The organism is Cardiobacterium hominis, from assembly GCF_900637305.1.
Lineage (GTDB): Bacteria > Pseudomonadota > Gammaproteobacteria > Cardiobacteriales > Cardiobacteriaceae > Cardiobacterium > Cardiobacterium hominis.
Genome location: NZ_LR134365.1, coordinates 1,278,625 through 1,300,204, shown reverse-complemented (window position 1 = coordinate 1,300,204; position 21,580 = coordinate 1,278,625). Strand labels below are relative to the sequence as shown.

Annotated in this window: 23 protein-coding genes, 1 tRNA gene and 1 pseudogene; 8 read left to right on the top strand and 17 right to left on the bottom strand. The window is 58.6% G+C overall.

Annotated features, from left to right (window positions below):
- Positions 1-24: 24 nt before the first annotated feature.
- The 4 genes from EL199_RS06395 to gutM form a co-directional block, all read right to left on the bottom strand.
- Positions 25-537: a rhodanese family protein gene (locus tag EL199_RS06395; RefSeq protein WP_004139855.1), complete on the bottom strand. Its 513-nt coding sequence runs from the start codon at positions 535-537 to the stop codon at positions 25-27.
- Positions 534-866, bottom strand: a complete 333-nt coding sequence (locus EL199_RS06390; RefSeq protein ID WP_004139854.1) for an ArsR/SmtB family transcription factor — start codon at positions 864-866, stop codon at positions 534-536. The genes EL199_RS06395 and EL199_RS06390 overlap by 4 nt, the downstream gene beginning before the upstream one ends.
- Positions 867-982: 116 nt before the next feature.
- Positions 983-1,747 (bottom strand): DeoR/GlpR family DNA-binding transcription regulator, encoded by a 765-nt coding sequence (locus EL199_RS06385; protein WP_004139853.1) that lies wholly within the window; start codon positions 1,745-1,747, stop codon positions 983-985.
- Between the two features lie 12 nt (positions 1,748-1,759).
- Positions 1,760-2,125 (bottom strand): transcriptional regulator GutM, encoded by a 366-nt coding sequence (gene gutM, locus EL199_RS06380; RefSeq protein WP_004139852.1) that lies wholly within the window; start codon positions 2,123-2,125, stop codon positions 1,760-1,762.
- Between the two features lie 326 nt (positions 2,126-2,451).
- Here gutM and EL199_RS06375 point away from each other — a divergent pair, with 326 nt between their 5' ends.
- From EL199_RS06375 to EL199_RS13290, 6 genes and pseudogenes are all read left to right on the top strand, one after another.
- A complete protein-coding gene (locus EL199_RS06375) occupies positions 2,452-3,144 on the top strand; it encodes a hypothetical protein (protein WP_126316035.1) in 693 nt (230 codons plus the stop codon).
- Positions 3,145-3,156: 12 nt separating this feature from the next.
- On the top strand, positions 3,157-3,603 hold the full coding sequence (locus EL199_RS06370; protein WP_126316034.1) for a hypothetical protein: 447 nt from the start codon (positions 3,157-3,159) through the stop codon (positions 3,601-3,603).
- Between the two features lie 123 nt (positions 3,604-3,726).
- The gene (locus tag EL199_RS06365) at positions 3,727-4,164 is read left to right on the top strand and encodes a hypothetical protein (protein ID WP_126316033.1); all 438 of its coding nucleotides are present in this window, start codon (positions 3,727-3,729) and stop codon (positions 4,162-4,164) included.
- A 143-nt stretch (positions 4,165-4,307) separates the two neighbouring features.
- Positions 4,308-5,101, top strand: a pseudogene (locus EL199_RS06360) (IS5 family transposase).
- Between the two features lie 157 nt (positions 5,102-5,258).
- Positions 5,259-5,591 (top strand): hypothetical protein, encoded by a 333-nt coding sequence (locus EL199_RS06355; RefSeq protein ID WP_197719346.1) that lies wholly within the window; start codon positions 5,259-5,261, stop codon positions 5,589-5,591.
- 75 nt (positions 5,592-5,666) lie between these two features.
- On the top strand, positions 5,667-6,464 hold the full coding sequence (locus EL199_RS13290; RefSeq protein WP_449240229.1) for an IS256 family transposase, variant Zn-binding type: 798 nt from the start codon (positions 5,667-5,669) through the stop codon (positions 6,462-6,464).
- A gap of 173 nt (positions 6,465-6,637) precedes the next feature.
- On the opposite strand, the gene adhE is transcribed toward EL199_RS13290, so the two are convergent.
- From adhE to hemL, 11 genes are all read right to left on the bottom strand, one after another.
- On the bottom strand, positions 6,638-9,277 hold the full coding sequence (gene adhE / locus EL199_RS06340; protein WP_004139844.1) for a bifunctional acetaldehyde-CoA/alcohol dehydrogenase: 2,640 nt from the start codon (positions 9,275-9,277) through the stop codon (positions 6,638-6,640).
- A 67-nt stretch (positions 9,278-9,344) separates the two neighbouring features.
- Positions 9,345-10,127, bottom strand: a complete 783-nt coding sequence (gene srlD, locus EL199_RS06335) for a sorbitol-6-phosphate dehydrogenase (protein ID WP_004139843.1) — start codon at positions 10,125-10,127, stop codon at positions 9,345-9,347.
- Between the two features lie 15 nt (positions 10,128-10,142).
- A complete protein-coding gene (locus EL199_RS06330) occupies positions 10,143-10,514 on the bottom strand; it encodes a PTS glucitol/sorbitol transporter subunit IIA (protein ID WP_004139841.1) in 372 nt (123 codons plus the stop codon).
- 3 nt (positions 10,515-10,517) lie between these two features.
- Complete coding sequence (gene srlE / locus EL199_RS06325) at positions 10,518-11,507, bottom strand: PTS glucitol/sorbitol transporter subunit IIB (RefSeq protein ID WP_004139839.1); 990 nt, start codon at positions 11,505-11,507, stop codon at positions 10,518-10,520.
- Positions 11,508-11,518: 11 nt separating this feature from the next.
- On the bottom strand, positions 11,519-12,076 hold the full coding sequence (gene srlA, locus EL199_RS06320; RefSeq protein WP_004139837.1) for a PTS glucitol/sorbitol transporter subunit IIC: 558 nt from the start codon (positions 12,074-12,076) through the stop codon (positions 11,519-11,521).
- Positions 12,077-12,414: 338 nt separating this feature from the next.
- Positions 12,415-13,452, bottom strand: coding sequence for a hypothetical protein (locus tag EL199_RS06315; RefSeq protein WP_004139833.1), 1,038 nt, complete (start codon positions 13,450-13,452; stop codon positions 12,415-12,417).
- A complete protein-coding gene (locus EL199_RS06310; protein WP_004139832.1) occupies positions 13,449-13,889 on the bottom strand; it encodes a hypothetical protein in 441 nt (146 codons plus the stop codon). Before EL199_RS06310 ends, EL199_RS06315 begins: the two co-directional genes overlap by 4 nt.
- Before the next feature lie 80 nt (positions 13,890-13,969).
- Complete coding sequence (locus EL199_RS06305; RefSeq protein WP_004139831.1) at positions 13,970-14,335, bottom strand: hypothetical protein; 366 nt, start codon at positions 14,333-14,335, stop codon at positions 13,970-13,972.
- The gene (locus EL199_RS06300) at positions 14,328-15,218 is read right to left on the bottom strand and encodes a methylenetetrahydrofolate reductase (protein ID WP_004139830.1); all 891 of its coding nucleotides are present in this window, start codon (positions 15,216-15,218) and stop codon (positions 14,328-14,330) included. Before EL199_RS06300 ends, EL199_RS06305 begins: the two co-directional genes overlap by 8 nt.
- Positions 15,215-15,853, bottom strand: a complete 639-nt coding sequence (gene pdxH, locus EL199_RS06295) for a pyridoxamine 5'-phosphate oxidase (RefSeq protein ID WP_004139829.1) — start codon at positions 15,851-15,853, stop codon at positions 15,215-15,217. Before pdxH ends, EL199_RS06300 begins: the two co-directional genes overlap by 4 nt.
- On the bottom strand, positions 15,853-17,148 hold the full coding sequence (hemL, locus tag EL199_RS06290; protein WP_040354820.1) for a glutamate-1-semialdehyde 2,1-aminomutase: 1,296 nt from the start codon (positions 17,146-17,148) through the stop codon (positions 15,853-15,855). Before hemL ends, pdxH begins: the two co-directional genes overlap by 1 nt.
- 164 nt (positions 17,149-17,312) lie before the next feature.
- Here hemL and rpsT point away from each other — a divergent pair, with 164 nt between their 5' ends.
- Complete coding sequence (gene rpsT, locus EL199_RS06285; protein ID WP_040354539.1) at positions 17,313-17,576, top strand: 30S ribosomal protein S20; 264 nt, start codon at positions 17,313-17,315, stop codon at positions 17,574-17,576.
- A 68-nt stretch (positions 17,577-17,644) separates the two neighbouring features.
- Complete coding sequence (locus tag EL199_RS06280) at positions 17,645-18,046, top strand: diacylglycerol kinase (protein ID WP_004139817.1); 402 nt, start codon at positions 17,645-17,647, stop codon at positions 18,044-18,046.
- Between the two features lie 89 nt (positions 18,047-18,135).
- On the opposite strand, the gene EL199_RS06275 is transcribed toward EL199_RS06280, so the two are convergent.
- Positions 18,136-18,222, bottom strand: a tRNA-Leu gene (locus tag EL199_RS06275).
- A 35-nt stretch (positions 18,223-18,257) separates the two neighbouring features.
- Positions 18,258-21,536 (bottom strand): transcription-repair coupling factor, encoded by a 3,279-nt coding sequence (gene mfd, locus EL199_RS06270; RefSeq protein ID WP_126316030.1) that lies wholly within the window; start codon positions 21,534-21,536, stop codon positions 18,258-18,260.
- Positions 21,537-21,580: the final 44 nt, after the last annotated feature.

Genomic DNA, 21,580 nt, shown 5'->3' with positions numbered 1-21,580 from the left:
GGTTTTCTCCTGTTTTTGCTGGCATCAGCGCGATGCCTTCTGATTCCACGGCATTTTTGCCAATAGCACGGCCATGCCGCAGAAGCCGCTCACCCCGGCAAATACCAGCCCGGCGCCGACCAGGGCGCACAGCCCGTAAAACCAGGGCGAGACCGTCGCACCGAGCAGGGCGCCCAGGATGATGAGCGAACCTGCCGCGATGTGTACTTGTCTTTGCAGTTCCAGCGGTTGGCTGCGGTCGCGAACGACCGGCAACCCCGCCTGTTTCCACGCTTCTATGCCGCCGTCAAGCAGATACGCCGCCACGTCGGCGCGCACGCTGGCGCGCAGTCGTGCGGCTTGCTGCCGGGTACGCTGTCCCAGACGACAATGAAAGATGACCGGCGCGGTGAACTGTTCCGCTTGCAGCGCGGCGACGTCCAGCCGCTGCGCGCCGGCAATGTGTTCGCGCGCGTATTCGTCGGCGCTGCGGATATCGACCAGCGTCGCGCCGTTGGCGAGCAGGTCTTGTGCCACGGCGGGAGTAATGGTGTTCATGCGGTTTCCTCTGGCGGCTTGTCCGGGCAAAAGAGGGTTTTCAGCGTGGCCATCAGCCGCGCCACTTCTGGGTGTTCGATGCGGTAATAGAGGGTCTGCGCCTCGCGGCGGAAGGCTATCAGCCCTTCTTCGCGCATCCGCGCCAGATGCTGCGACAGCGCCGACTGGCTGAGCGCAATCCGCGCCTGCAATTCGCCGACGCTCATCTCGTCCGCCTCCAGCAGCAGGCACAAAACCAGCAGGCGGTGCTCGTTGGCAAGCGCACGCAGCCATTGCGCCGCTTTCGCCGCGCCTTCGCGGTAAAAGTCGTTATCGTGTTGTGCATCCATTATGTTTCCTTGTTTCTTGGTGTTTCTAATTTAGCATAATCTAATATAGAGATCAAGCTGCGCGGCAGGCGAAAAAAACGCCCCTGTGAAGTGGGGCGGCGGGCTTTGAACAGCGCTCAAGATTCCGGCGTGATGATGGTAAACCCCGGCGGGAAGCGGGTTTGCTCATGCGCCGTCGGGGCGCGGTCGCAGATGAGCAGGTCGATATCGCGGAAAGTAGCAAAGCAATACAGGCCTTCGGCTTCCAGTTTGCTGCTGTCGGCAAGCAGGATGCGTTTGTCCGCCTGCGCCAGCGCGCATTCTTTTACCGCGAGTTCGGGGTAGGCGCGGATGGCGGGGCCTTGCCCATGGAAACCGTCGCAGCCGAAGAAGGCGATATCAAAGCGCACTTGGCGCACGGCGCGTTCCGCCCATTGGCCGATGTAACCGTAGCTTTTGTGGCGCAGTTCGCCGCCAGTAACCATAACCTGATTGTCGCTGCCGGCGAGTGCCTGCGCGCTGCTCATGGAATTGGTGATGATGGTGAGGTCGCGATGGCGGGCAAGGAGGCTCGCCAGGCGGGCGACGGTACTGCTCGCGTCCAGATAAATGACACCTTCGGACGGAATCAAACTTTCCGCCAGCGCGGCAATGCGGCTTTTTTCCTCCTGATGACGCGCGGCTTTGCGCGCATAGACGTTTTCCAAATAGGCGCTGGCGGGCAGAACGATGCCGTGGCCTTTGTGCAGAATGTTGCGGTTGTGCAGCTCGTTCAAGTCTTTGCGGATGGTTTCGCCGGAGACATTGAAGGCTTCGGCAAGCTCGGCCACGCGCGCCTTGCCGTGGCTCATGACGTACTGCACGATTTTTTGCCGCCGCTCGGTGTCGATAGGTTTGGCCATGTTCAATCCTTTTTAATCCTTGCGGGTGAGCGCGCTGGCAAGAGCCTGCTGGTGGCGCGGTTGACGCGGGAAGACGGCGGCGGGGTCAATGTCGCTGAATTTCATGCCATGCAACTGCGTCAGTTTTTGTGGCGCGGCGAAGATGGTCAGCCCCTGCATGAGAATGCTGTCGCGCACACGCTGTTCACTATCGAGCGCGAGAATGATGAGGACTTTCGGCGTAAAGCGCCCATTGGAGCGGCCCACGCCAAGATAGGCGCTGTCGCGGGCCAGCGCGGTGTAGGCGCGGTTAAAACGGCTGATTTGCCAATAGCCGAGGACGATTTGCGCGAGCCAAGCGGCAATGGCGAGAGTGAGCAAGGCAGTCGTAGTATTCATGACGGCATTTGAATAATGGAAACAGGGGTATTGTAACCCGTTGCCGCAGTTCAGCGATGCCGAGCGCGGCCGGTACGGCAAGGCGCATCTCTCCGATGGATTAACACGCTCCATTGAACCTTGCTTATCCCTGAAAAAATCGTTAATTTCACCAGCAGGTAAACCCATCAAGGAAGACAGCCATGACAATCCACGGACACCACCAACACGCAAAACACATCCCCTCACAGACAAGCGCGTCCGTGGGGGGTGTTTTTTATGCGGCAACCGCCACGGCGATCAGCCGCATTCCGCATCGCCCGCTAACCTGTTGAAGGAGAAAACCGATGAAAGAAGAAAACAGCCCCGCCCTTGTCGCCCTGCGCCGCCAGATTCAGGCGCAGGAAAAAGAAAACCCGCATATTGCGGCACAAATCGCCAGCCGCATCATCCTCGACAAACTACTTGCCCTCCTCAAGGACGACAGCGGCGTACACGTCGAAAGCGCCTTTGCCATGCTCGGCGCGCTTGCGGGCTACGCCTGCCAGCAAAGCGCGGTGTACGCGCTGGCACACGGCGACAGCAGCCATACCGTGATGGTGATTGATGGCGCAGACGGCAAACAATACCTCTTTGGCGATGCCATCAACCAGCCACTGGCAGAAGCGCCGCTCTCGCTCTGGGCATTGCTTGCCGGACAGGCAGAGCACCTCGGCGACCACGAATTGCCCGACCTTGAGGCCATTATTGCGCACGTCAGCCAAAGCGTCGGCACGCCGGAATTCGGCAAACCGCGCCTGCCGCCGGGACACGACGAAATCCGCTTTACCCCGCAAGAAAGCTTGGAGCTGCTCTGGCAACCCTTCGTCGCCAGCCTTCTGCAAGCGCTGGAAGTACCCGCAGCGGACTGGCCGCTCGCCTGCGGACTGGCGATACAGGAGCTGATGGCACAGGGCAAAGACGTCCTCGCGCCGCATCTTGCAGCGACGATTGTCATGGAATGTGCGGTGCCGATGAGCAAGATGGTGATGAAGAACTGACGGGAGAGTGTGATGGCTTTTAAATGTGAAGAAGTGGATGAAAAACTCCGCAAACAAATTGAAGAAGAAAATGGAATATTGACTGGCATAAAGGAAATATCATCCTGGATGATTGACGAAGAACGTAGTATTGTTGTTTGGATGCAACCAAACACTTTAAAAAAGATTGATGGGGATTTTTCTGAAGACCTATGGATAAAGTTTTTAAAAACAAAATCAAATGATATTGCTCGGTTTACGGTTATGCCTGGAGAAAGCGAGCGAGTTGATACTCCTGATAGTAAATGCAAGATGATCTATCGCTGGGATAAAATCCTGTCTTTTTGGATTGGTAAAAGTAGGATTGGTAAAAATATGGATTACAACGAAATGCTATCCATATTAAAAGAAGCGCTCACTTGTAGAGATGGTGCGCGCAATGAAAAGTGTCCTGATTTTTCAGTAGAATTTAACTTTTAAAAGGAGCAGTAAAATGAGCGTGCGTAGGGCGACCTTGGCGCATCGCATCTCGCGGCAACCATCGTCATGGAATGCGCGGTACCGATGAGCAAGATGGTGATGAAGAACTGACGGGAGAGTGTGATGGCTTTTAAATGTGAAGAAGTGGATGAAAAACTCCGCAAACAAATTGAAGAAGAAAATGGAATATTGACTGGCATAAAGGAAATATCATCCTGGATGATTGACGAAGAACGTAGTATTGTTGTTTGGATGCAACCAAGCACTAAAAAAAAGATTGATGGGGATTATTCTGAACGTCTATTTATAAGGTTTTTAAGGGCAGAATCACATGATATTGCCGAGTTTTTGGTTATGCCTGGAGAAAGCGAGCAAGTTGATACTCCTGATGGTAAATGCAAGATGATCTATCGCTGGGATAAAATCCTGTCTTTTTGGATTGGTAAAAATATGGATTACAACGAAATGCTATCCATATTAAAAGAAGCACTCACTTGTAGAGGTGGTGGTGAGGCACGCAATGAAAAGTACCCTGTTTATTCGGTAGAATTTAACTTTTAAAAGGAGCAGTAAAATGAGCGTGCATAGGGTGCGCCTCGGCGCACCGTCGAGGAAATATTTGTTTCTTATCAATGGTGCGCCAAGGCACCCCTATAACTCTAAGAACGTGTTCATTGTCTCAGCCTCTGCTGTAAACTATCGGCATGAACAGAAAAACCTACCCAAGCGATATCAGTCGCGAGCAATTTGCGCCTCTCCTTCCCCTGCTGGAAAGTGCCCGTAAACGCACAGCGCCACGCCAGGTGGACTTGTACGATGTTTTTTGTGCCATTCTCTATCTGCAACGTACCGGCTGCTCCTGGCGCGCTTTGCCGGGCGATTTCCCCAAATGGCGCACCGTGCATTCCTACTTCCAGAGATGGACTGAGCCACGCGAGAGTGGCATCAGTATCCTTGAGGAAGCATTAAAAAAATCAGGTAGTTGCGGAGCGCAGCAAGCAGGGGCGCCATGAAGCAACCACTTTCCTGATTATTGATGCGCAGAGCGTGAAGAACACGGATACCGCCATGGAAAAAGGCTACGATGCGGGCAAGAAGGTTAGCGGTATCAAGCGACATATAGCGGTTGACACGCAGGGTTTGCCGCATGCCCTTGTGGTAACGACGGCGGATGTTACGGATAGAAAAGGCTGCCTGCTAGCCTTGGAACGTGGGCGGGATAATCTTGGTGCGGTACAAAAAATCCTTGCTGACGGTGGTTACACGGGCAAGGCATTTGCTTCGTCGGTACAGGAAGTTGATGGGTGCGGAGGTGAAGATTGCCAAGCGAAACGAATTGCACCGTTTTGCGGTATTGCCGAAGCGATGGGTAGTAGAGCGCAGCTTTTCCTGGTTGGAAAAGAACAGGCGGCTTTGGAAAAACTGCGAGCGTAAGTTGAGTACCAGTCTGCAAATGGTAGCTTTGGCTTTCTTGGGAGTCCTGCTACGAAGACTATGAACACGTTCTTAAACCCAACGCCCTTTGGGAGTGCTACAGCGAAGGCAAGCAAAGCACCGCATAGCTTGCCGCGCAGTACGGATGCAGCATCAAAACGATTCGTCGCCACCTCATCAAAGCCGCTACACAGGCTGAATGCGCGCTGCCACAGACACCCGTGAACCTCATCATGGACACCACTTATTTCGGCAACCAGTGGGGCGTCATGATCCTCTACGACGCTCGCAGCAAGCGCGCCTTGATGGTCGTGGTAGTTGAGCGGGAAACCAACACGCTCTACACGCAGGAGGTCGCGGCGTTGCGAGAAAAAGAGGGGATGCAAAGCATTATCTGTGACAGCAAAAGCAGCTTGCTAGGCTCTTTTCCGGACATCCCCGTGCAGATGTGCCAATTTCATCCAATCAAAATCATCGTGCGCCACCTGACCAGGAAGCCCAAGAGCCAGGCAGCACGGCGTATAGGACAAAAAAGGAGCCAAGAATCGCTGTAAGCCTTATGCTGCAAGGCTTTAAGCGGGGTCAAAGGCTTTGAACACAAAAAATGCTTTTTCTGCGGCTCAAAGCAGATCAAAAAAGATGGCTGGCAAAATGGCAAGCAACGATATAAATGCAAGGCTTGCGGCAAACGTTTTGACGGCGGCAAGCGCCTTCAAAACGACGAGCTTTGGACAGCTTATAGCGCAGGCAAACAAACGGCCGCGCAGCTTGCCAAGCAGTACGGATGCGGCAGCAAAACCATCTATCGCCGCCTTCGCAGTGTGCAAATCAGGGAGCGCTACCCGCTGCCCGAAAAAGCCAACATCATCATGGGTACCACATACTTCGGGCGCAGTTTCGGCGTGATGGTGCTGATGGACAGCATCAGCCAACAGGCTCTGTCCGTCGATGAAGTCAAATACGAAACCAACGCCCTGTATGCCGCGGCGCTGAACGAGCTTCGGGAAAAAGGCGTTGTAATACAGAGCATCGTTTGTGACGGGCGGAAAGGATTGTTGCAGCTGTTCCCGGAGATTCCCGCGCAGCTATGCCAGTTTCACCAAGTCAAAACTGTCAGCCGTTATCTGACACGTAACCCGAAAACGGGCGTAGGTAAGGCGCTGTGGCGGCTGACGCTCACCCTGAAAGGAGCGCATAAGGAGGCGTTTCAAGGCGCGCTGCAGGCGTGGTTTGGGCAGCGTGAGTGCTTCCTCAACGAACGAACGGTCAACGAGGAAACCGGCAATTCGCACTACACGCACAAGACGCTGAGAAGCGCGTATTTGAGCCTGAAACGGAACCTGGACTACCTGTTTACCTTCGAGGCCATCCTGAGTTGGGCATGTGCAACACCACCAATCTGCTGGATGGACGCTTTGCCGACTTAAAGCGCAAATTGGGGTGTCATCACGGGATGAAAAGGGAGAATAAGATCAGGTTTATAAAGGATTATTTTCGGACAATAGGGGCGACTAGCCTCCATTTTGTCCTATACGCCCTGTTTTCCGCTCCCGCACAAAAAAACCGCCTCCAGGGACGGTTTTTTGCGATCGCAGGATGATTATTTAATCCGTCCCGGTCGGGTTTTGTAGCCGTAGTAGGCGTCTTCGAGAATTTCTTTCATGTCGCTGACCATCGCCAGGCGCGGGTTGGCCGGTGAGCATTGGTCCTCGTAGGCGAGATAGGCGATTTCTTCCGCCGCCGCCATCCAGGTTTTTTCGTCGATGCCCTGGTCACGGAAACTCATCTTGATGCCGACGCGCTCACCAAGCTCATACACCGCCTGAGCGAAGGCGCTGACCGCTTCTTCCGGCGTTGCCGCCGGCAGGCCGAGCAGACGCGCGATGTCCTGATATTTTTCGTCGGCGTGGTAGTAGTTGTACTTCGGCCAGGTCGCGGTTTTCGCCGGGCGCGTGCCGTTGTAGCGGATGACGTAGGGCAGCAGGATGGCGTTGGTGCGGCCATGCATGGTGTGGAAATAGCCGCCGATTTTGTGCGCCATGGAGTGCGAAATGCCGAGGAAGGCGTTGGCAAAGGCCATGCCTGCCATGGTGGAGGCATTGTGCATTTTTTCCCGCGATTCAAAATCGGCGTTTTTCACCGAGCTTTCCAGGTACTGGAAGACGATTTTGATGGCCTGCAGCGCGAGGCCGTCGGTGTAATCGTTGGCGAGGGTGGAAACGTAGGCCTCAACCGCGTGGGTGAGGACATCCATGCCGGTATCGGCGACGACGTGCGGCGGCACGGTCATGACGAAGGCGGGGTCAACGATAGCGACCGTCGGTGTGAGCGAGTAGTCGGCAAGTGGGTATTTGCGGTTGTGCTGTTTGTCGGAAATAACGGCAAACGGCGTGACTTCCGAGCCGGTGCCGGAAGTGGTCGGGATGCCGACGTATTTCGCTTTTTCGCCCAGTTCGGGGAATTTGAAGGCGCGCTTGCGGATATCCATGAATTTCTGCACGAGATCGCGGAAATCTATTTGCGGCTGTTCGTAAAACATCCACATGACTTTCGCCGCGTCCATGACCGAGCCGCCGCCAAGGGCGATGATGGTGTCCGGCGCAAAGGTTTTCATGATTTCCGCGCCACGGGTGACGGTGGTGATGTCCGGATCAGGCTCGACGTCGGAAAAGACGGTGTAGGTGACGTGGTTACTGCGCAGTTGCAGTTGTTCGATGATGCGTTGCAGGAAGCCGTGTTCGACCATGGTTTTGTCGGTGACGATCATGGCTTTGGACACATCTTTCATCGTTTGCAGGTATTGCACCGCATCGCGTTCGAAGTAGATTTTGGGAGGGACTTTGAACCATTGCATATTGTTTCTCCGGCGGCCGACTTTTTTGATGTTCAGCAGGTTGACGGCGCTGACGTTGTCGCCGACCGAGTTGCGCCCGCAGGAACCGCAGCCGAGGGTGAGCGACGGCAGGAAGGCGTTGTACATGTCGCCAATGCCGCCGAAGGTGGAGGGTGAGTTCCAGATGATGCGGATGGCGCGGATTTGCCGCCCGAATTCTTTGGCAAGCGCCGCGTCTTTGGTGTGGATGGCGGCGGAGTGGCCGAGACCGTGGAATTCGACCATTTGCCGCGCCTTGTCAATGCCGTCCTGCGTGCTGTCCGCTTTGGCGACGGCGATGATGGGCGAGAGTTTTTCGCGGGTCAGCGGTTCTTTTTCGCCGATTTCACTGACTTCGGCGGCGAGGATGCTGGTACCGGGCGGCACACTGAAGCCGGCCTGTTCGGCAATCCACGCTGCCGGGCGGCCAACGATATCGGCGTTGAGTTTGCCCTGCGCGCAGTCTTTGCTGTGCGCTTTCACGCCGAAGCAGTGTTCTTCCAGGAGCGCTTTTTCTTTTTTGTTGATGAAATGGACGTGGTAGCTTTTCAGCTCTTTCACGAAGTCATCGTAGATTTCTTTGTCGATGATCACCGCCTGTTCGGAGGCGCAGACCATGCCGTTATCGAAGGATTTACTCATTACGATGTCGTGTGCGGCCTGGCGCAGGTCAGCCGTTTTTTCGACGTAGGCGGGAACGTTGCCCGCGCCAACGCCGAGCGCCGGTTTGCCGCAGGAATAGGCGGCGCGCACCATGGCGTTACCGCCGGTGGCGAGGATAGTGGCAATGCCGTCGTGCTTCATCAGGGCATTGGTTGCTTCTATCGAAGGCAGGGTAATCCACTGGATGCAGTGTTCGGGTGCACCGGCGGCGACGGCGGCGTCGTAAACGACTTGTGCGGCGTGCGCCGAGCTTTCCTGAGCGGAGGGGTGGAAGGCGAAGACGATAGGGTTGCGCGTTTTCAGGGCAATCAGCGATTTGAAGATGGCGGTGGAGGTCGGATTGGTGGTGGGGGTGATGCCGCAGATGACGCCGACCGGTTCGGCAATCAGGGTCAAACCGCTCACTTCGTCTTCGCTGATGACGCCAACGGTTTTGGTGTGGCGCATCTTGTTGAAAACGTGCTCACAGGCAAAGAGGTTTTTCGTTGCCTTGTCTTCAAAGACGCCGCGCTTCGTTTCATCCAATGCGTGTTTGGCGAGGACACCGTGCTGATCCAGCGCCGCCACCGAAGCTTTCGCGACGATGTAGTCCACTTGTTCCTGATTGAGCTCGCGGAATTGTTCCAGCGCTTTCAGTCCGCGACGCACCAGTGTGTCAACGTGGGCTTCGGCTTCGGTCTGTTTGTCGGTTTTGGGGTCGGCCATGATTATCTCCTGTGTTCTTTTGATGGTTTTCGGGCGGGACACATCGCCCCGCCCGGTAGATTTTGGCTCAGAACATCACTTGTCCGCCGGTGATGTTGATCGACTGCCCCGTGCAATAAGAGGCTTTGTCGCTGGCGTAGAAGAGCAGCACGTTCAGCACGTCCTGATAGTCGCAGCCGCGTTTCAGCGGGACTTTGTCGATGTAGGTCTGCTCGACCTGATCTTCCGGAATGCCGAGTTTTTTCGCGTATTCGGGGATGAGCGACTGGAACATCGGCGATTTCAACAGGTTGCCCAGCATCAGCGCGTTCACGGTGATGCCGCTGTCGGCCAAGTCCAGCGCGAGCGACTGGGTCAGGCCGACCGCGCCGAATTTGGCGGCGCTGTAGCCGGCGTTGTATTTGCTGCCGACTTTGCCGGATTTGGAGTTGATTTCAATGATGCGGCCGCGGATGCCGTCGCGCCGCATCAGGCGGGCAAAGGCGCGGGCGCAGAGGAAGTAGCCGGTGAGGTTGACATCCAGTGAGCGCTGGAAGTCTTTGAGCGGGAAATCCCAGATGGGTGAGGCTTTGGCGACGCCGGCGCTGTACAGCAAAAGGTCGCTGCGGCCAAAGGTGGTATCGACCGCTTGGGCGAGCGCATCAACTGCGGTTTCGTCAGTAGCATCCACTGCGAATCCGGCGGCGCGTCCGACACCACGGGTGGCGTTGATTTCTTCGGCGACCGCTTCGGCGTTCGTGCCGTTCAAGTCGGCAACGGCGACGCGGTAGCCCGCATCCGCCAGGCCTTTGCAGAGAAACGCGCCCAGGGTTTGTCCGCCACCGATGACGATGGCTGTTTGTGTGGTCATGATGGAATCCTCTATTTAATGGGTTTCGATGGCGAAGCTGCTGCCGTCTTGCAAGGCGTCTGCGGGTAAATTGCCGAGCAGGTGCACGGTGCCGGGCAGTTTGGCGGTTTCTGCGCCGTCGAAATACACGGTGATGTGGCCAAGCGCGCGGAAGTTATCGAGCGCGTTGCTACCGATGGCAGTCAGCGGGAAGCGTTTGCCCGCGATGACGAACAGGTCGCCCAAGGTGAAGTCTTGCGTCAGCTGGCCGTGCGTGTGGAGAAAGCAGTAATCGGCCATGTCATCCGTCGCCTCGTTTTCGGCGAAGGTGATGAACATGCCGTCGCCGAAGCCCTCCCGTGCCAGCGAACCGGCACGGGTAAATTGCGATTGATAAATCACGGACATGGCTCACCCCTGATAGATGAAGCCGGAGACGAACCAGGCGATGAGTACCGTCGGCGCGCCGGTCAGGAAGCGGCCGAGCAGTACCGAAGGCACGCCGACCCGCACCGTATCCTGCTTGGCTTCGGCGAGAGAGAGACCGACCGGAATGAAGTCGCAGGCAGCTTGCGCGTTGATGGCAAACAACGCGGGCAACGCCAGATGCGGCGGCACTACGCCTTGACCAATCATCGTGCCGACCAGTACGCCGATGACTTGCGCAATCACCGCGCCTGGGCCAAGGAAGGGCGAGAGGAAGGGGAAGGAACAAATCAGCGACAGCGCAATCAGGCCGATGGGGCTTTTCGCCAGCGGTTCGAGGCCGTGCGCAATCCAGTCACCGAGGCCGGAAGCGATGATGATACCGATCAGCGCCGAAACAAAGGCCATAAAAGGCAGGATGGTTTTCAGCACCGTATCGATGGTGTCGCGTCCCGCCTGGAAGAAAACGGCGATAACCGACCCCATGCCGATGCCGATACGCGCCAAGAGGCCGTCGGACTGTTCGCTAATTTTGCGCGAGGTGTCGTAATCGCGAGGTGCGTTGGCCGCTTGCGCAGCGGGTGCAGGCGTCGCGGCAGGCGCTTCACCATCGGCGAGATTGATGTCATGCGGACGCACGGCGGAGACATAAATATCTTCAACGATGAACTCCGCCAGCGGCCCGGATTTGCCGGTGGCGTGAATATTGATGGTCGGAATGCGCCGCTTCGGATAGAGGCCGCAGCGCAGCGTACCGCCGCAGTCGATAATCGCGACGCCGATTTCCTCCGCTGGCGGTTCGCCTTCCTTGAAACCGTCCACCGCTTCCCAACCGGTCAGCTCAACCAGGCGGTCAACAATGTCCGGACGGGTACCGGCGGTCATATAAAGAATCTTCTTGCCTTCCTCGACATTCAGCAGCAACGGGCCGCCCCAGCCGCCATTACCTTTAACAATACGAATAGCCTTGCTCATGACGCCCCCCTTTAGTTGGAATTACCCAAATTAACGGTGCGGTCAAGACGGATGCCCATGCGCTTCTCGAACAGCGCCGTTGTCCAGTCATTCACCCAGCCCCGGAAGAAATTGGTCACCATGCCGACCAGCAAATAGCAGACGGCAAGCGGTGCCAAATCCAGCCCCAGCGTTTTCAGGCCGTTGGCGATACCGAGATAAACGAACAACTCGCCCGGATTGATGTGCGGGAACATACCGTTCATCGAGTGACAGCTATACGACGCGGCGGCGTAATAACTGGGTTTGTAGCACTCCGGCATGAAGCGCCCCAAACTGAGGGTCATCGGATTACAAAACACGAACGTGCCGATGACCGGCAAAATCAAATAACGGGATACCGGATTACCCGCACACTTCTGCGCCAGCCGCTCGATGCGCTGCTGACCGACAAAGGCAATCACCGCATTCATCACCACCAGCAAGGCAATCAGCAACGGCAAAATCCCCGTCACCATGCCGACGAACACCTCGCCGCCCTTTTGAAACAGGCCGATAAACCACTCGGCCCCATGCGTTATCGCATTCATAAACACACCTCATATAGACAGAAGAAAAACCCACAGCGCGTAACGGCGCTGCGCAACACGGATTTTACTGACGATGCGTGGAATCGCAAGAATACGGTTGTGAATTTTAGCTTTTTTACTTGTTTTTATGTGGAATTTTGTTGCTTAATACCTATGAAAAACAACAATCCTTTCTGATTAAGCCGTTTGAATTGTTGGTTATATATTGAAAATAAAGAATAAAAATAAGATAAACACCAATATATAGCAGCCAACAATTAGCAACTCACGGCGGTTGGATAACCAAGCGGTACAAATATGAGATTTTGGCGGTGATAGAGATAGCGAAAAGCGGCGATTCAGTCGCGCGCTTTGCCAAGGTTGGGGCTGTAGGCGCGGATGAGTTGCGCGATTTGCCGCGTCAGGTCGCGGCAGTCGCCCTGGGGTTCGGTCGGGCGGCTGGTGTCGATGCTGTAATGGCAAAGAGCGGCGGCTTTGGCGTGCGCTTGCCAGTAGAGATACACGGCGCAGCGCCAGCTGCCGTCTTCCTGCGCGTTTTGTCTGGTTTCCACGAGGCTGATGTTCGCCCAGGGAATGCGCAGGGTTTTGCGGCCGTTTTGGTAATGGACACCGTCGCGGTCAAGAAGCAGGGTTGGCGCAGGACGGCTGTCGTGGCGCAGCCAGAGGTTATTCAGGCCGAGCATGATGCCGCAGAGGCCAAGCAGGGTAACGGTGGTGGTAATCAGCATGCTGCCGGGGACGTTCGCTCGCTGCAAGGTGGAGTTAAGGAACACGGCGAGCCAGGCGCAGACCGCCAGCAGCGGAAAAGCGAAGACGATGAGCATACAGCCGATGTCGTCGCTATCGCTGTTGTTACGCGCGAATTGCCATTGGTAGTGGAACGGCTGCGAGGGGCGGGCGGGAGCCGTAGGCGACGGCAGTTGCTGACCGAGGCGGGCGACGAGCAGAGCCACCGCTGCCTGGCCGCGGCGCGTTTTGCCGCTGACGTCGCTGTAGCATGCACGCTGCAGGCGCAGGGTGGCGTGATGGGTCGTTTCGCTGTCGCGCCAGTTGAAGGTAAGGGTCGCGCCGTCGTGCCTGAGTTCCAGAATATCCGCCGGGCGCAGGTGCAGGGTGTGCCACGCGACGGCATGATGGCGGATGTGCAGGCCGTGGCGGTCAAGATGCAGGCTTTCCGGACGCAACATGTAACGCGCCTGCCGCAACGCCCACCACAAGGCGACAAGTGCTAACACGATGGCGAACAGCGCGGTGAAGGCAGCGCCGAAGCTGTGCGGGTTTTCCCGCAGAAGCTGGCAGGCAGACAACGCCAGCGCGATGCTGACGGCGAGCGCGAACAGAAAGGGCAGGAAGCGGCGCGGCAGGGTGAGCGTCATGGGCTGTCGCCCCTTTTTTCGCCGTCATCGTCGTAAGGATAAGGAGGGGTAATGGTGTAGGCGATACCAGCAGCATCCAACGCTTTTTTGGCGTCAAGGATTTCCAGGGCGAAGGCTTGCGCGATCAGCGGCCAGCTTTCATCAATGAGGTCGCGGGTTTGCAGATAGTTGCGGTGGGTGAGGCGGGCAAGGGTACGGATGTGTCGCGGATTGCGCGCGTCTGCGTGACGCAGCTGGATGTGGTAGCAGGTGCGGTCTTCGCGAATCGGCAGGAAATAGTAGGAGGTAGCAACGAGGAAAATACCGCAGCGGGAGCAGTACGCCCCCTGACACGAACCTTCAATGCGCCCTTCAGCTTTGTCGCCGCAGTAATAGCAGCAGCCTCGCGTCAAGGCTTCGTTGATGGCATTGAATAATACGTCGTCCGGGTCGCTCATATGGCTCCGGTGATGGTTGGCGTTGAGGTCATCGGAAAGCCCCCTGCCCTTTCTCTTGTTGGCCAGACGCGCCTGCTGACCTAGCGCAGGTAAACGGCGTTTTTGTCCAGTTGGCGACGGCCGCTGCATTGGCCGTACACGGTTTGCTCGCCGTGGCTGAGGCGGAAGTAGCGGCCGCCGTCGTCGCTCGTCCAGCGGTATTCGCCGTCGCTGAAGTCGTAGTCGCTGCGCCGCGGCAGGACGCGCTTGCCGTCTTTGAGTTTGGGGGTGACGCTGTATTCGCCGCCCATGTTGGCGTAGTTCATTTGCAGTTCGGCGCCACTGTCGCAGTAGTACACCCAGAAGGTGTCGTCACCGGCGGCAAGCGCCGGTACGCCTTCGAGGAAGGTGGCTTGGGTGGTGCAGGCGGCAAGAAAGGCAGCGACAAGGGCGAGCGGTTTATTCATGGGTGGTGAATCCTTCGGCAGTGAGGGTGATGCGACCAGCTTCGATGGCGCGCAGCCAGTTGATGGTGGTTTCGAAGCCGCCGAGCGGGTAGAAATGCAGTTGGCGCAGCGCGCTGTCTGGGTGGTCGCGGCGGTGAGCGGCGAGGTCGCAGAGCAGTTTGTCCGGGGTGCTGAGGCTCATCAGTTTGCGCACGTTGCGCGCGTTTTTCCACAGGAAGCTCATGGAGGAGCCGATGCCGCAGGCTTGTGCGTGGCGCAAGAGGGATTGGAGGCTGGCGACGCCGGGGATGCCGATGTGTACCGGCAGGGTGATTTGCCGCGCCTGCAGGTGTTCCAGCCAGGCGGCTATCGGCGGCATTTGGAAGCAGAATTGGGTGATGAAGGCGTAGTCGCCGGGGTAGGTGAGCGCGTAGCCTTGTTTTTGTGCTTCTGCCGCTTCCTGGTCGGCGCGGGGGATGTCCGCCGCGCCTTCGGGGTGGCCGGCAAAGCCGATGTGGGCGAAGCGGTAGTGTTGTAGCAGTCCGGTTTTGAGCATGCTCATCACGCTGTCGTAAGGACCGAGCGGTTGTGAGGCGGCGCCTGCCAACAGCAGGATGCGGTCGATGCCGAGCGCCTGTACGCGGTCGAGTGTTTGCCGCAGTTCGTCTTCGCTGCGGTAGTTACGCAGGACGATGTGCGGCACGGCGCACATGTGCTGGTTTTGCAGCAGCTCGCAGGTGTCGATGCAGTCGCTGATTTTTGTGCCGCGCAGGTTCGGGACGTAAACCTGGGTGCCTTCGGTCAGCCACGGGCGGAAGTCGCCGATTTTTTGCGCTGCTTTCGGGGTGATTTCGATGCTGTAGTCGCGGATGAGCGCTTGCAGGTCTTCGGGGGTGATGGTCATGGTGCGAGTCGTTCGATGATCCAGCCGTCGCCGCTGCGGCGGTAGAGGAAGCGGTCGTGCAGGCGGTTTGGCTGCCCCTGCCAGAATTCGATCGCCTGCGGACGGATGCGGTAGCCGCCCCAGAAGTCGGGCAGCGGGATGGCGCCGTCGGCGAATTTGGCTTTCATCCGCTCCCATTGTTGCATCAGCAATTGGCGCGAGCTGATGACTTTGCTTTGCGTTGAGCTCCAGGCGCCAAGCTGGCTGCCTTTGGGACGCGAGAGGAAGTATTTGAGGGTTTGTTCGCGCGAGACTTTTTCGGTCTCGCCTTCGATTTTGACTTGCCGCTGCAACGCGAACCAGGGGAAGTGCATCGAGACTTTGCGGTTGCCCGCGATTTCTTGCGCCTTGCGGCTGTCGTAGTTGGTGTAGAAGACGAAGCCGTCGCGGTCGAAGTATTTGAGCAGTACCGCACGCTGCGAGGGCTGGCCGTCAGCGGCGACGGTGGAGATGACAAAGCCGTTCGGCTCGGCGATTTTCGCGGCAAGTGCGTCGCTAAACCAGCGCTCGAATTGCGCGATGGGGTCGTCCAGCAGGTCTTCGCGTTCCAGCGGCGGGTGGGCGTCAAAGTCGTGGCGGATGTTGCCGATGTCCATCAGTGCTCCTCTGCTTTCAGGCGGGCGAAAACGCGGTCGGCGGCGCGCAGCGTGTCGTCAAGGACGGCGGCGTTGTGCTGGCTGCCGGTGAAAATGGCTTCAAACGGCGACGGCGCGAGGTACACGCCTTCGTCCAGCATCAGATGGAAGAAGCGGGCGAAGCGCTCGCCGTCGCAACGCTTGACCGCATCCAGATTGTTGATGCGCGCTTCTTGGGTGAAAAAGAGGCCGAGCATGCCGCAGACGTGGTTGATGACCAGCGGGATGCGGTGCGCCTTGGCGCGGTCGAGCAAGCCATCGGCAAGCGCGGTGGTGATTTCCGTCAGGTTTTTGTAGAACACCGGCTCATCCGTCAGGCGCAGGCTCACCAGCCCCGCCGCCATGGATACCGGATTGCCGGAAAGTGTCCCCGCCTGATACACGCCGCCGAGCGGGGCGAGCAATTCCATGATGTCGCGCCGTCCGCCAAAAGCGCCGACCGGCATGCCGCCGCCAATAATCTTGCCGAGGGTAACGAGGTCGGCCTCGATGCCGTAGAACTCCTGCGCCCCGCCGCGCGCGACGCGAAAACCGGTCATTACCTCATCGAAAATCAGCACCGTGCCGTACTTGTTGCACAAATGGCGCAGCGCGCGCAAAAACGCCGGATCAGGCGGCACACAGCTCATATTGCCCGCCACCGGCTCGACAATCACCGCCGCCAGTTGCTCGCCATATTCGGCAAAGGCCTGCTCCAGCGCGGCAATGTCGTTATACGGCGCGGTCAGCGTGTGTTGTGCATAAGCGGCAGGTACGCCGGGCGAATCCGGCACGCCGATGGTCAGCGCGCCCGAACCGGCGGCGACCAGCAAGCCATCGCTGTGGCCGTGGTAACAGCCAGCAAACTTCAAAAAATCACTGCGTCCGGTAAAGGCGCGGGCAAGACGAATCGCGCTCATCGTCGCTTCCGTCCCCGAATTGCACATGCGCACCATCTCCACCGCGGGCACGCGGGCGACGATGGCTTCTGCCAGTTGCGTCTCCGCAGTCGTCGGCGCGCCAAAACTCAGGCCGTTCTCCGCCGCCTGCTGCACCGCGTGGACAATCCCCGGATGCGCGTGGCCGACAATCGCTGGGCCAAATGAGCCGACATAATCAATATAACGGCGGCCATCCACATCAAAAATAAAAGCGCCTTCCGCGCGGGCAATAAAACGCGGCGTGCCGCCGACCCCACGAAAAGCGCGCACCGGCGAATTGACACCGCCGGGAATCACCTTCTGCGCGGCCAGAAAAGCCTGTTGCGATAACATCAAAAACCCTCTGAAAAACAAGAAAGGCGGCATTATGAAAGCAAGCCGGAGCGAATACAACCGCCCGCCGCCGACGCCCGCTAACCCATGAAAAACATTGACAACAAAGCCAAAAACAGGCATTATCCGCGCCCTCAAAATTAACCGAATCCTTCAGGAGAACCACATTGGCTAATACAGCTCAAGCAAAAAAACGCGTCAAACAGGCCGAAAAAGCCCGCGCCCGTAACGCCAGCCAGCGCTCAACCATGCGCACCGCCGTCAAAAAAGTCCTGCGCACCCTGGAAAGCGGCGACAAAAGCGCCCTGCAGGCCGTTTACGTCAGCGCATCTTCCGCGCTTGACCGCGCCGCGCGCAAAGGCCTCATTCACAAGAACAAAGCCGCGCGCCTGAAAAGCCGCCTCAGCGCCAAAATCAAGGCAGCCGCCTGATCACACCGCTGACGCCCAAACCCGCTACCCGCGGGTTTTTCTTTGCCCATCGCCCGAAAACGACACCCATGTCCGAAGCTCCCACGCCCAATTCCGAACAATATAAAGGTCGCAAAAGCGGTGTCCGCCGCATCCTCAAAGCCATCGGCTATTCCATTGACGGCATCAAAGCCGCCGTCGAAGAAGCGGGCTTCCGCGAGCTGCTCTGCCTGCACGGCGCGCTCCTCCTCCTGCTCATCTTCCTGCCCTTCCCTTTCACCCACAAGATGCTCCTGGTCTTCGCCTCCGGCCTCTCGCTCGTGGTTGAGCTGCTGAACACCGCGCTGGAAGCAGCGGTCGATCACACTTCGCTCGAAATCCATCCGCTCGCCAAACGCGCCAAAGACGCGGGCTCCGCCGCGCAATATACCTGCCTTACTTTCATCGCCATTCTTTGGGGCATGGCGGTTTATGCTTGCCTGACTGCCTGACCGCCTGCGGTACGGACGAAAAAGTGCCTTATATAGCGGACTCCAAAAACAATAAACCCCTTCGCAAGGAAGGGGTTATTTTTGATTCGTGGTGCCCGGAGCCGGGGTCGAACCGGCATGGTATTGCTACCGAGGGATTTTAAGTCCCTTGCGTCTACCAATTTCGCCATCCGGGCACAGGCCGCGCATGATAGCGGCTCTCCGCCTGCTGTCAAGGTTTGTTTGGTTTCGGCGCGATTTCCGCCAATAGCTGTTCGACTTCGGCAAGGCGGTGTTCGAGGTCGGGCGCGTCCGGGTGGCTGAGGGTAACGGCGGTGTTGCTGTTTAGGCGGTAGCGGTGCGGCTCGCTCTGGATGCGTTTTAGCAGCGGTTCGGGGTTGATGCGCGTCGGGTCGGCAAAGCGGATGCGGGTTTCATGTTCGTTCATGCTGATGTGTTCAACGGCCAGTTTTTCCGCCTGTTGTTTGAGGCGGGTGCGGGCGATGAGGGCTTTCGCGGCGGCGGGCAGTTTGCCGAAGCGGTCGATGAGTTCGGCGGAGAGGTCTTGCAGTTCGTCTTCGGTTTTTGTTTGCGCCAGGCGCTGGTAGAGGACGAGACGCTCTTGCGGGTCGTAAATGTAGTCGTCGGGCAAAAGCGCCGGCACGCCCAGTTCGATGGCGCTGCGCGGCGCGTCAAAGTCGGCGGTTTCGCCGTTTTTCAGCGCGGCGATGCTGCGCTCCAGCAGGTCGAGGTAGTAGCTGATGCCGATTTGCTGGATTTGTCCGCTTTGTTCGTCGCCAAGGATTTCGCCCGCGCCGCGGATTTCGAGGTCTTGGCTCGCCAGCAGGAAGCCCGCGCCGAGGCTGTCCAGGGTGGTGAAGGCTTCGAGGCGCCGCTGCGCGTCTTTGCCGAGGGTGTTCCAGTTGGGGGTGATGAGGTAGGCATATGCCTGGTGGTGGCTGCGGCCAACCCGCCCGCGCAGTTGGTGCAATTGCGACAGGCCGAGTTTGTCGGCGCGGTTGATGATGATGGTGTTGGCGTTGGGGATGTCGATGCCGCTTTCGATGATGGTGGTGGCGATGAGGATGTCGTAGTGGCGGTTCTGGAAGTTTTGCATCAGGTGTTCGAGTTCGCGCTCGCGCATTTGTCCGTGGCCGATGGCGATGCGTTGTTCCGGCAGGGCGTCTTGTAGCAGGCGGGCGATGCGCTCGATGCTGTCGATGTCGTTGTGCAGGATGTAGGTCTGGCCGCCACGGCGGTGTTCGCGTTCGCAGGCGTCGCGGATGGTTTCCATGTCCCATTCGGCAAGGATGGTCTGGATGTTTTGTCGTCCGGCGGGCGGGGTGGCGATGATGCTGATGTCGCGCAGGCCGCTCAAGGCGAGGTTCAGGGTGCGCGGGATGGGGGTGGCGGTCAGGGTGAGGAGGTTGGTGTCGCTTCTGAGGCTTTTGAGTTTTTCTTTGTGGCGCACGCCGAAGCGCTGTTCTTCGTCGATGATGACCAGGCCGAGGTTTTTGAATTGGATGTCTTTTTGTAGCAGGCGGTGCGTGCCGATGATGAGGTCGGTGCCGCCTGCTTTTAAGCGCTCGATGGCGCGTTTGGCGTCCGCCGCGCTTTTGAAGCGGCTCAGGCTGTCGATGGTGAGCGGGTGGTTGGCGAAGCGGTCTTGCAGGTTGTGGTAGTGCTGCTCTGCCAAGAGGGTCGTCGGCGCGATGAGGGCGACTTGGTATCCGGCGCTCGCGGCGGCGTGGATGGCGCGCACCGCCACTTCGGTTTTGCCGAAGCCAACGTCGCCGCAGATGATGCGGTCCATCGGTTGCGGGCGGGCAAGGTCGGCGAGGACGGCGTCGATGGCGGTTTGTTGGTCGGGGGTGGTGGCGAAGGGGAATTCGGCGGCAAGCGCGGCTTGGGCGGCGGGGTCGTGCGCGATGGTGATGCCAGCGGTGGCTTCGCGTTTGGCGTAGAGGGCAAGCAGTTCGGCGGCGGTGTCGTGCAGGCTGGCGCGGATTTTGCGCCGCGCGCTTTGCCAGCTTTTGCCGCCCAGTTCGTGCAGCGGCGCGCTGTCCGGGTCGCTGCCGCCGTAGCGGGTGATGAGGTCGATGTCGGCGGTGGGGACGTAGAGTTTGGCGCCTTTGGCGTAGGCGATGGCAATGAGTTCGTCGCCGTCGTCTTCGAGTTTTTCGAGGCCGAGGTAGCGGCCGACGCCAAAGTCGGCGTGGACGACGGCGGTGCCGGGGGAGAGGTCTTGCAGGCTGCGGATGAGGGCGGCGGGGTCGCGGCTGCGGTTCTGGCGGTAGTTGGGGGCGACGGGCGTGGTGTGCAGGTCGGCTTCGGCAAGGTGGACGGCATCGCCGTCGCGGAAGCTGTGGCGGTTGGGCGAGACGGTGTAATGCAGGGCGAGGCCGCGCGCGCCGAGGCGCTCCTGCCATTGTTCGCGGCTGCCTTCGCTGGGAAAGTGCAGGGTGAGGTCGCCGCCCTGGTCAATCTGCGTCTGCCATTGTTGTTCACGGACGCGGGCGTCGCCGTTGAAGGCGATAGCAGTGGCGTGTTCTTGATAGGGGGCGGCGGGAATGGCGGCGAGGCGGGCGAGGGTGTCGGCGGGTGGCAGCCAAAGGGCATCGGGCGGCAGGAGGCGGTTTTCGCGCAAGGGGTTGGTGCGGCGGTAGCGCTGTTCGCACCAGTTGGCGTGTTGCTCCAGCAGCGCGGGCAGGTCGTCGCAGGCGAGGTGCAGGCTGTTTGGCGGCAGGTAGTCGAAAAGCGTCGCGGTGTCGTCGTAGAAGAGCGGCAGGTAGTATTCGAGGCCTTGCGGGGTTTGTCCGTCGCTGATTTGCCGGTACAGCGGGCTGTCCACGATTTTTTCGCCGTAGTGCAGGCGGGCGTTTTGGCGGTAGCAGGTGCGGCCGGCGTCGGAGAGGTCGAGTTCGCTGCGCGGCAGTATGCTGATGCTGCTTAGTTTTTCCAGGGTGCGCTGGTCGGCGACGGCGAAGGTGCGGATGCTGTCGATTTGGTCGTCGAACCATTCGAGGCGGATGGGGTCGGCGGCGTTCATCGGGTAGAGATCGACGATGTTGCCGCGCGCGGCGTATTCGCCTTTGCCGCTGATGTGGTGCGCGCTGCGCTGGTAGCCCGCGTCATTGAGGCGCTGGATGAGGCCGTCGCGCGCCAGGCGGTCGCCAACGGCAAGGTGGATGCCGTATTTGTCGAGGTGGGTTTGCGGGCAGAGGCGCTGGCGCAGGGCAGCGGCGCTCGCGATGACGATGCCGTGCGTGCGCGTCGGCAGTTCGGCCAAGACGCGCAGGCGTTCGGCGACGAGGTCGGGATGCGGGGTGTATTGGTCATACGGCAGCGTTTCCCAGTCGCTGAACCAGTAGAGCGAGGCCGGGTCGGCCAGCCAGTATTTGAGGTTTTCGTACCAGTATTCGCCGGTGCGCGCGTCGGGGGCGACGAGGAGCTGGACGTGTTTGCGGTCGGGGCGGCGGGAGAGGTTGTAGGGGAGGAAGGGGAGGTTCATGGGGGAGTAGGGAATGTGATTTACATACAGGTTAGTCGCTATGG

Bases quoted from the DNA above. Each gene is read 5' to 3' on its own strand.
- EL199_RS06395 (WP_004139855.1), bottom strand. From the start codon at position 537: ATGAACACCATTACTCCCGCCGTGGCACAAGACCTGCTCGCCAACGGC.
- EL199_RS06390 (WP_004139854.1), bottom strand. From the start codon at position 866: ATGGATGCACAACACGATAACGACTTTTACCGCGAAGGCGCGGCGAAA.
- EL199_RS06385 (WP_004139853.1), bottom strand. From the start codon at position 1,747: ATGGCCAAACCTATCGACACCGAGCGGCGGCAAAAAATCGTGCAGTAC.
- gutM (WP_004139852.1), bottom strand. From the start codon at position 2,125: ATGAATACTACGACTGCCTTGCTCACTCTCGCCATTGCCGCTTGGCTC.
- EL199_RS06375 (WP_126316035.1), top strand. From the start codon at position 2,452: ATGAAAGAAGAAAACAGCCCCGCCCTTGTCGCCCTGCGCCGCCAGATT.
- EL199_RS06370 (WP_126316034.1), top strand. From the start codon at position 3,157: ATGGCTTTTAAATGTGAAGAAGTGGATGAAAAACTCCGCAAACAAATT.
- EL199_RS06365 (WP_126316033.1), top strand. From the start codon at position 3,727: ATGGCTTTTAAATGTGAAGAAGTGGATGAAAAACTCCGCAAACAAATT.
- adhE (WP_004139844.1), bottom strand. From the start codon at position 9,277: ATGGCCGACCCCAAAACCGACAAACAGACCGAAGCCGAAGCCCACGTT.
- srlD (WP_004139843.1), bottom strand. From the start codon at position 10,127: ATGACCACACAAACAGCCATCGTCATCGGTGGCGGACAAACCCTGGGC.
- EL199_RS06330 (WP_004139841.1), bottom strand. From the start codon at position 10,514: ATGTCCGTGATTTATCAATCGCAATTTACCCGTGCCGGTTCGCTGGCA.
- srlE (WP_004139839.1), bottom strand. From the start codon at position 11,507: ATGAGCAAGGCTATTCGTATTGTTAAAGGTAATGGCGGCTGGGGCGGC.
- srlA (WP_004139837.1), bottom strand. From the start codon at position 12,076: ATGAATGCGATAACGCATGGGGCCGAGTGGTTTATCGGCCTGTTTCAA.
- EL199_RS06315 (WP_004139833.1), bottom strand. From the start codon at position 13,452: ATGACGCTCACCCTGCCGCGCCGCTTCCTGCCCTTTCTGTTCGCGCTC.
- EL199_RS06310 (WP_004139832.1), bottom strand. From the start codon at position 13,889: ATGAGCGACCCGGACGACGTATTATTCAATGCCATCAACGAAGCCTTG.
- EL199_RS06305 (WP_004139831.1), bottom strand. From the start codon at position 14,335: ATGAATAAACCGCTCGCCCTTGTCGCTGCCTTTCTTGCCGCCTGCACC.
- EL199_RS06300 (WP_004139830.1), bottom strand. From the start codon at position 15,218: ATGACCATCACCCCCGAAGACCTGCAAGCGCTCATCCGCGACTACAGC.
- pdxH (WP_004139829.1), bottom strand. From the start codon at position 15,853: ATGGACATCGGCAACATCCGCCACGACTTTGACGCCCACCCGCCGCTG.
- EL199_RS06280 (WP_004139817.1), top strand. From the start codon at position 17,645: ATGTCCGAAGCTCCCACGCCCAATTCCGAACAATATAAAGGTCGCAAA.
- mfd (WP_126316030.1), bottom strand. From the start codon at position 21,536: ATGAACCTCCCCTTCCTCCCCTACAACCTCTCCCGCCGCCCCGACCGC.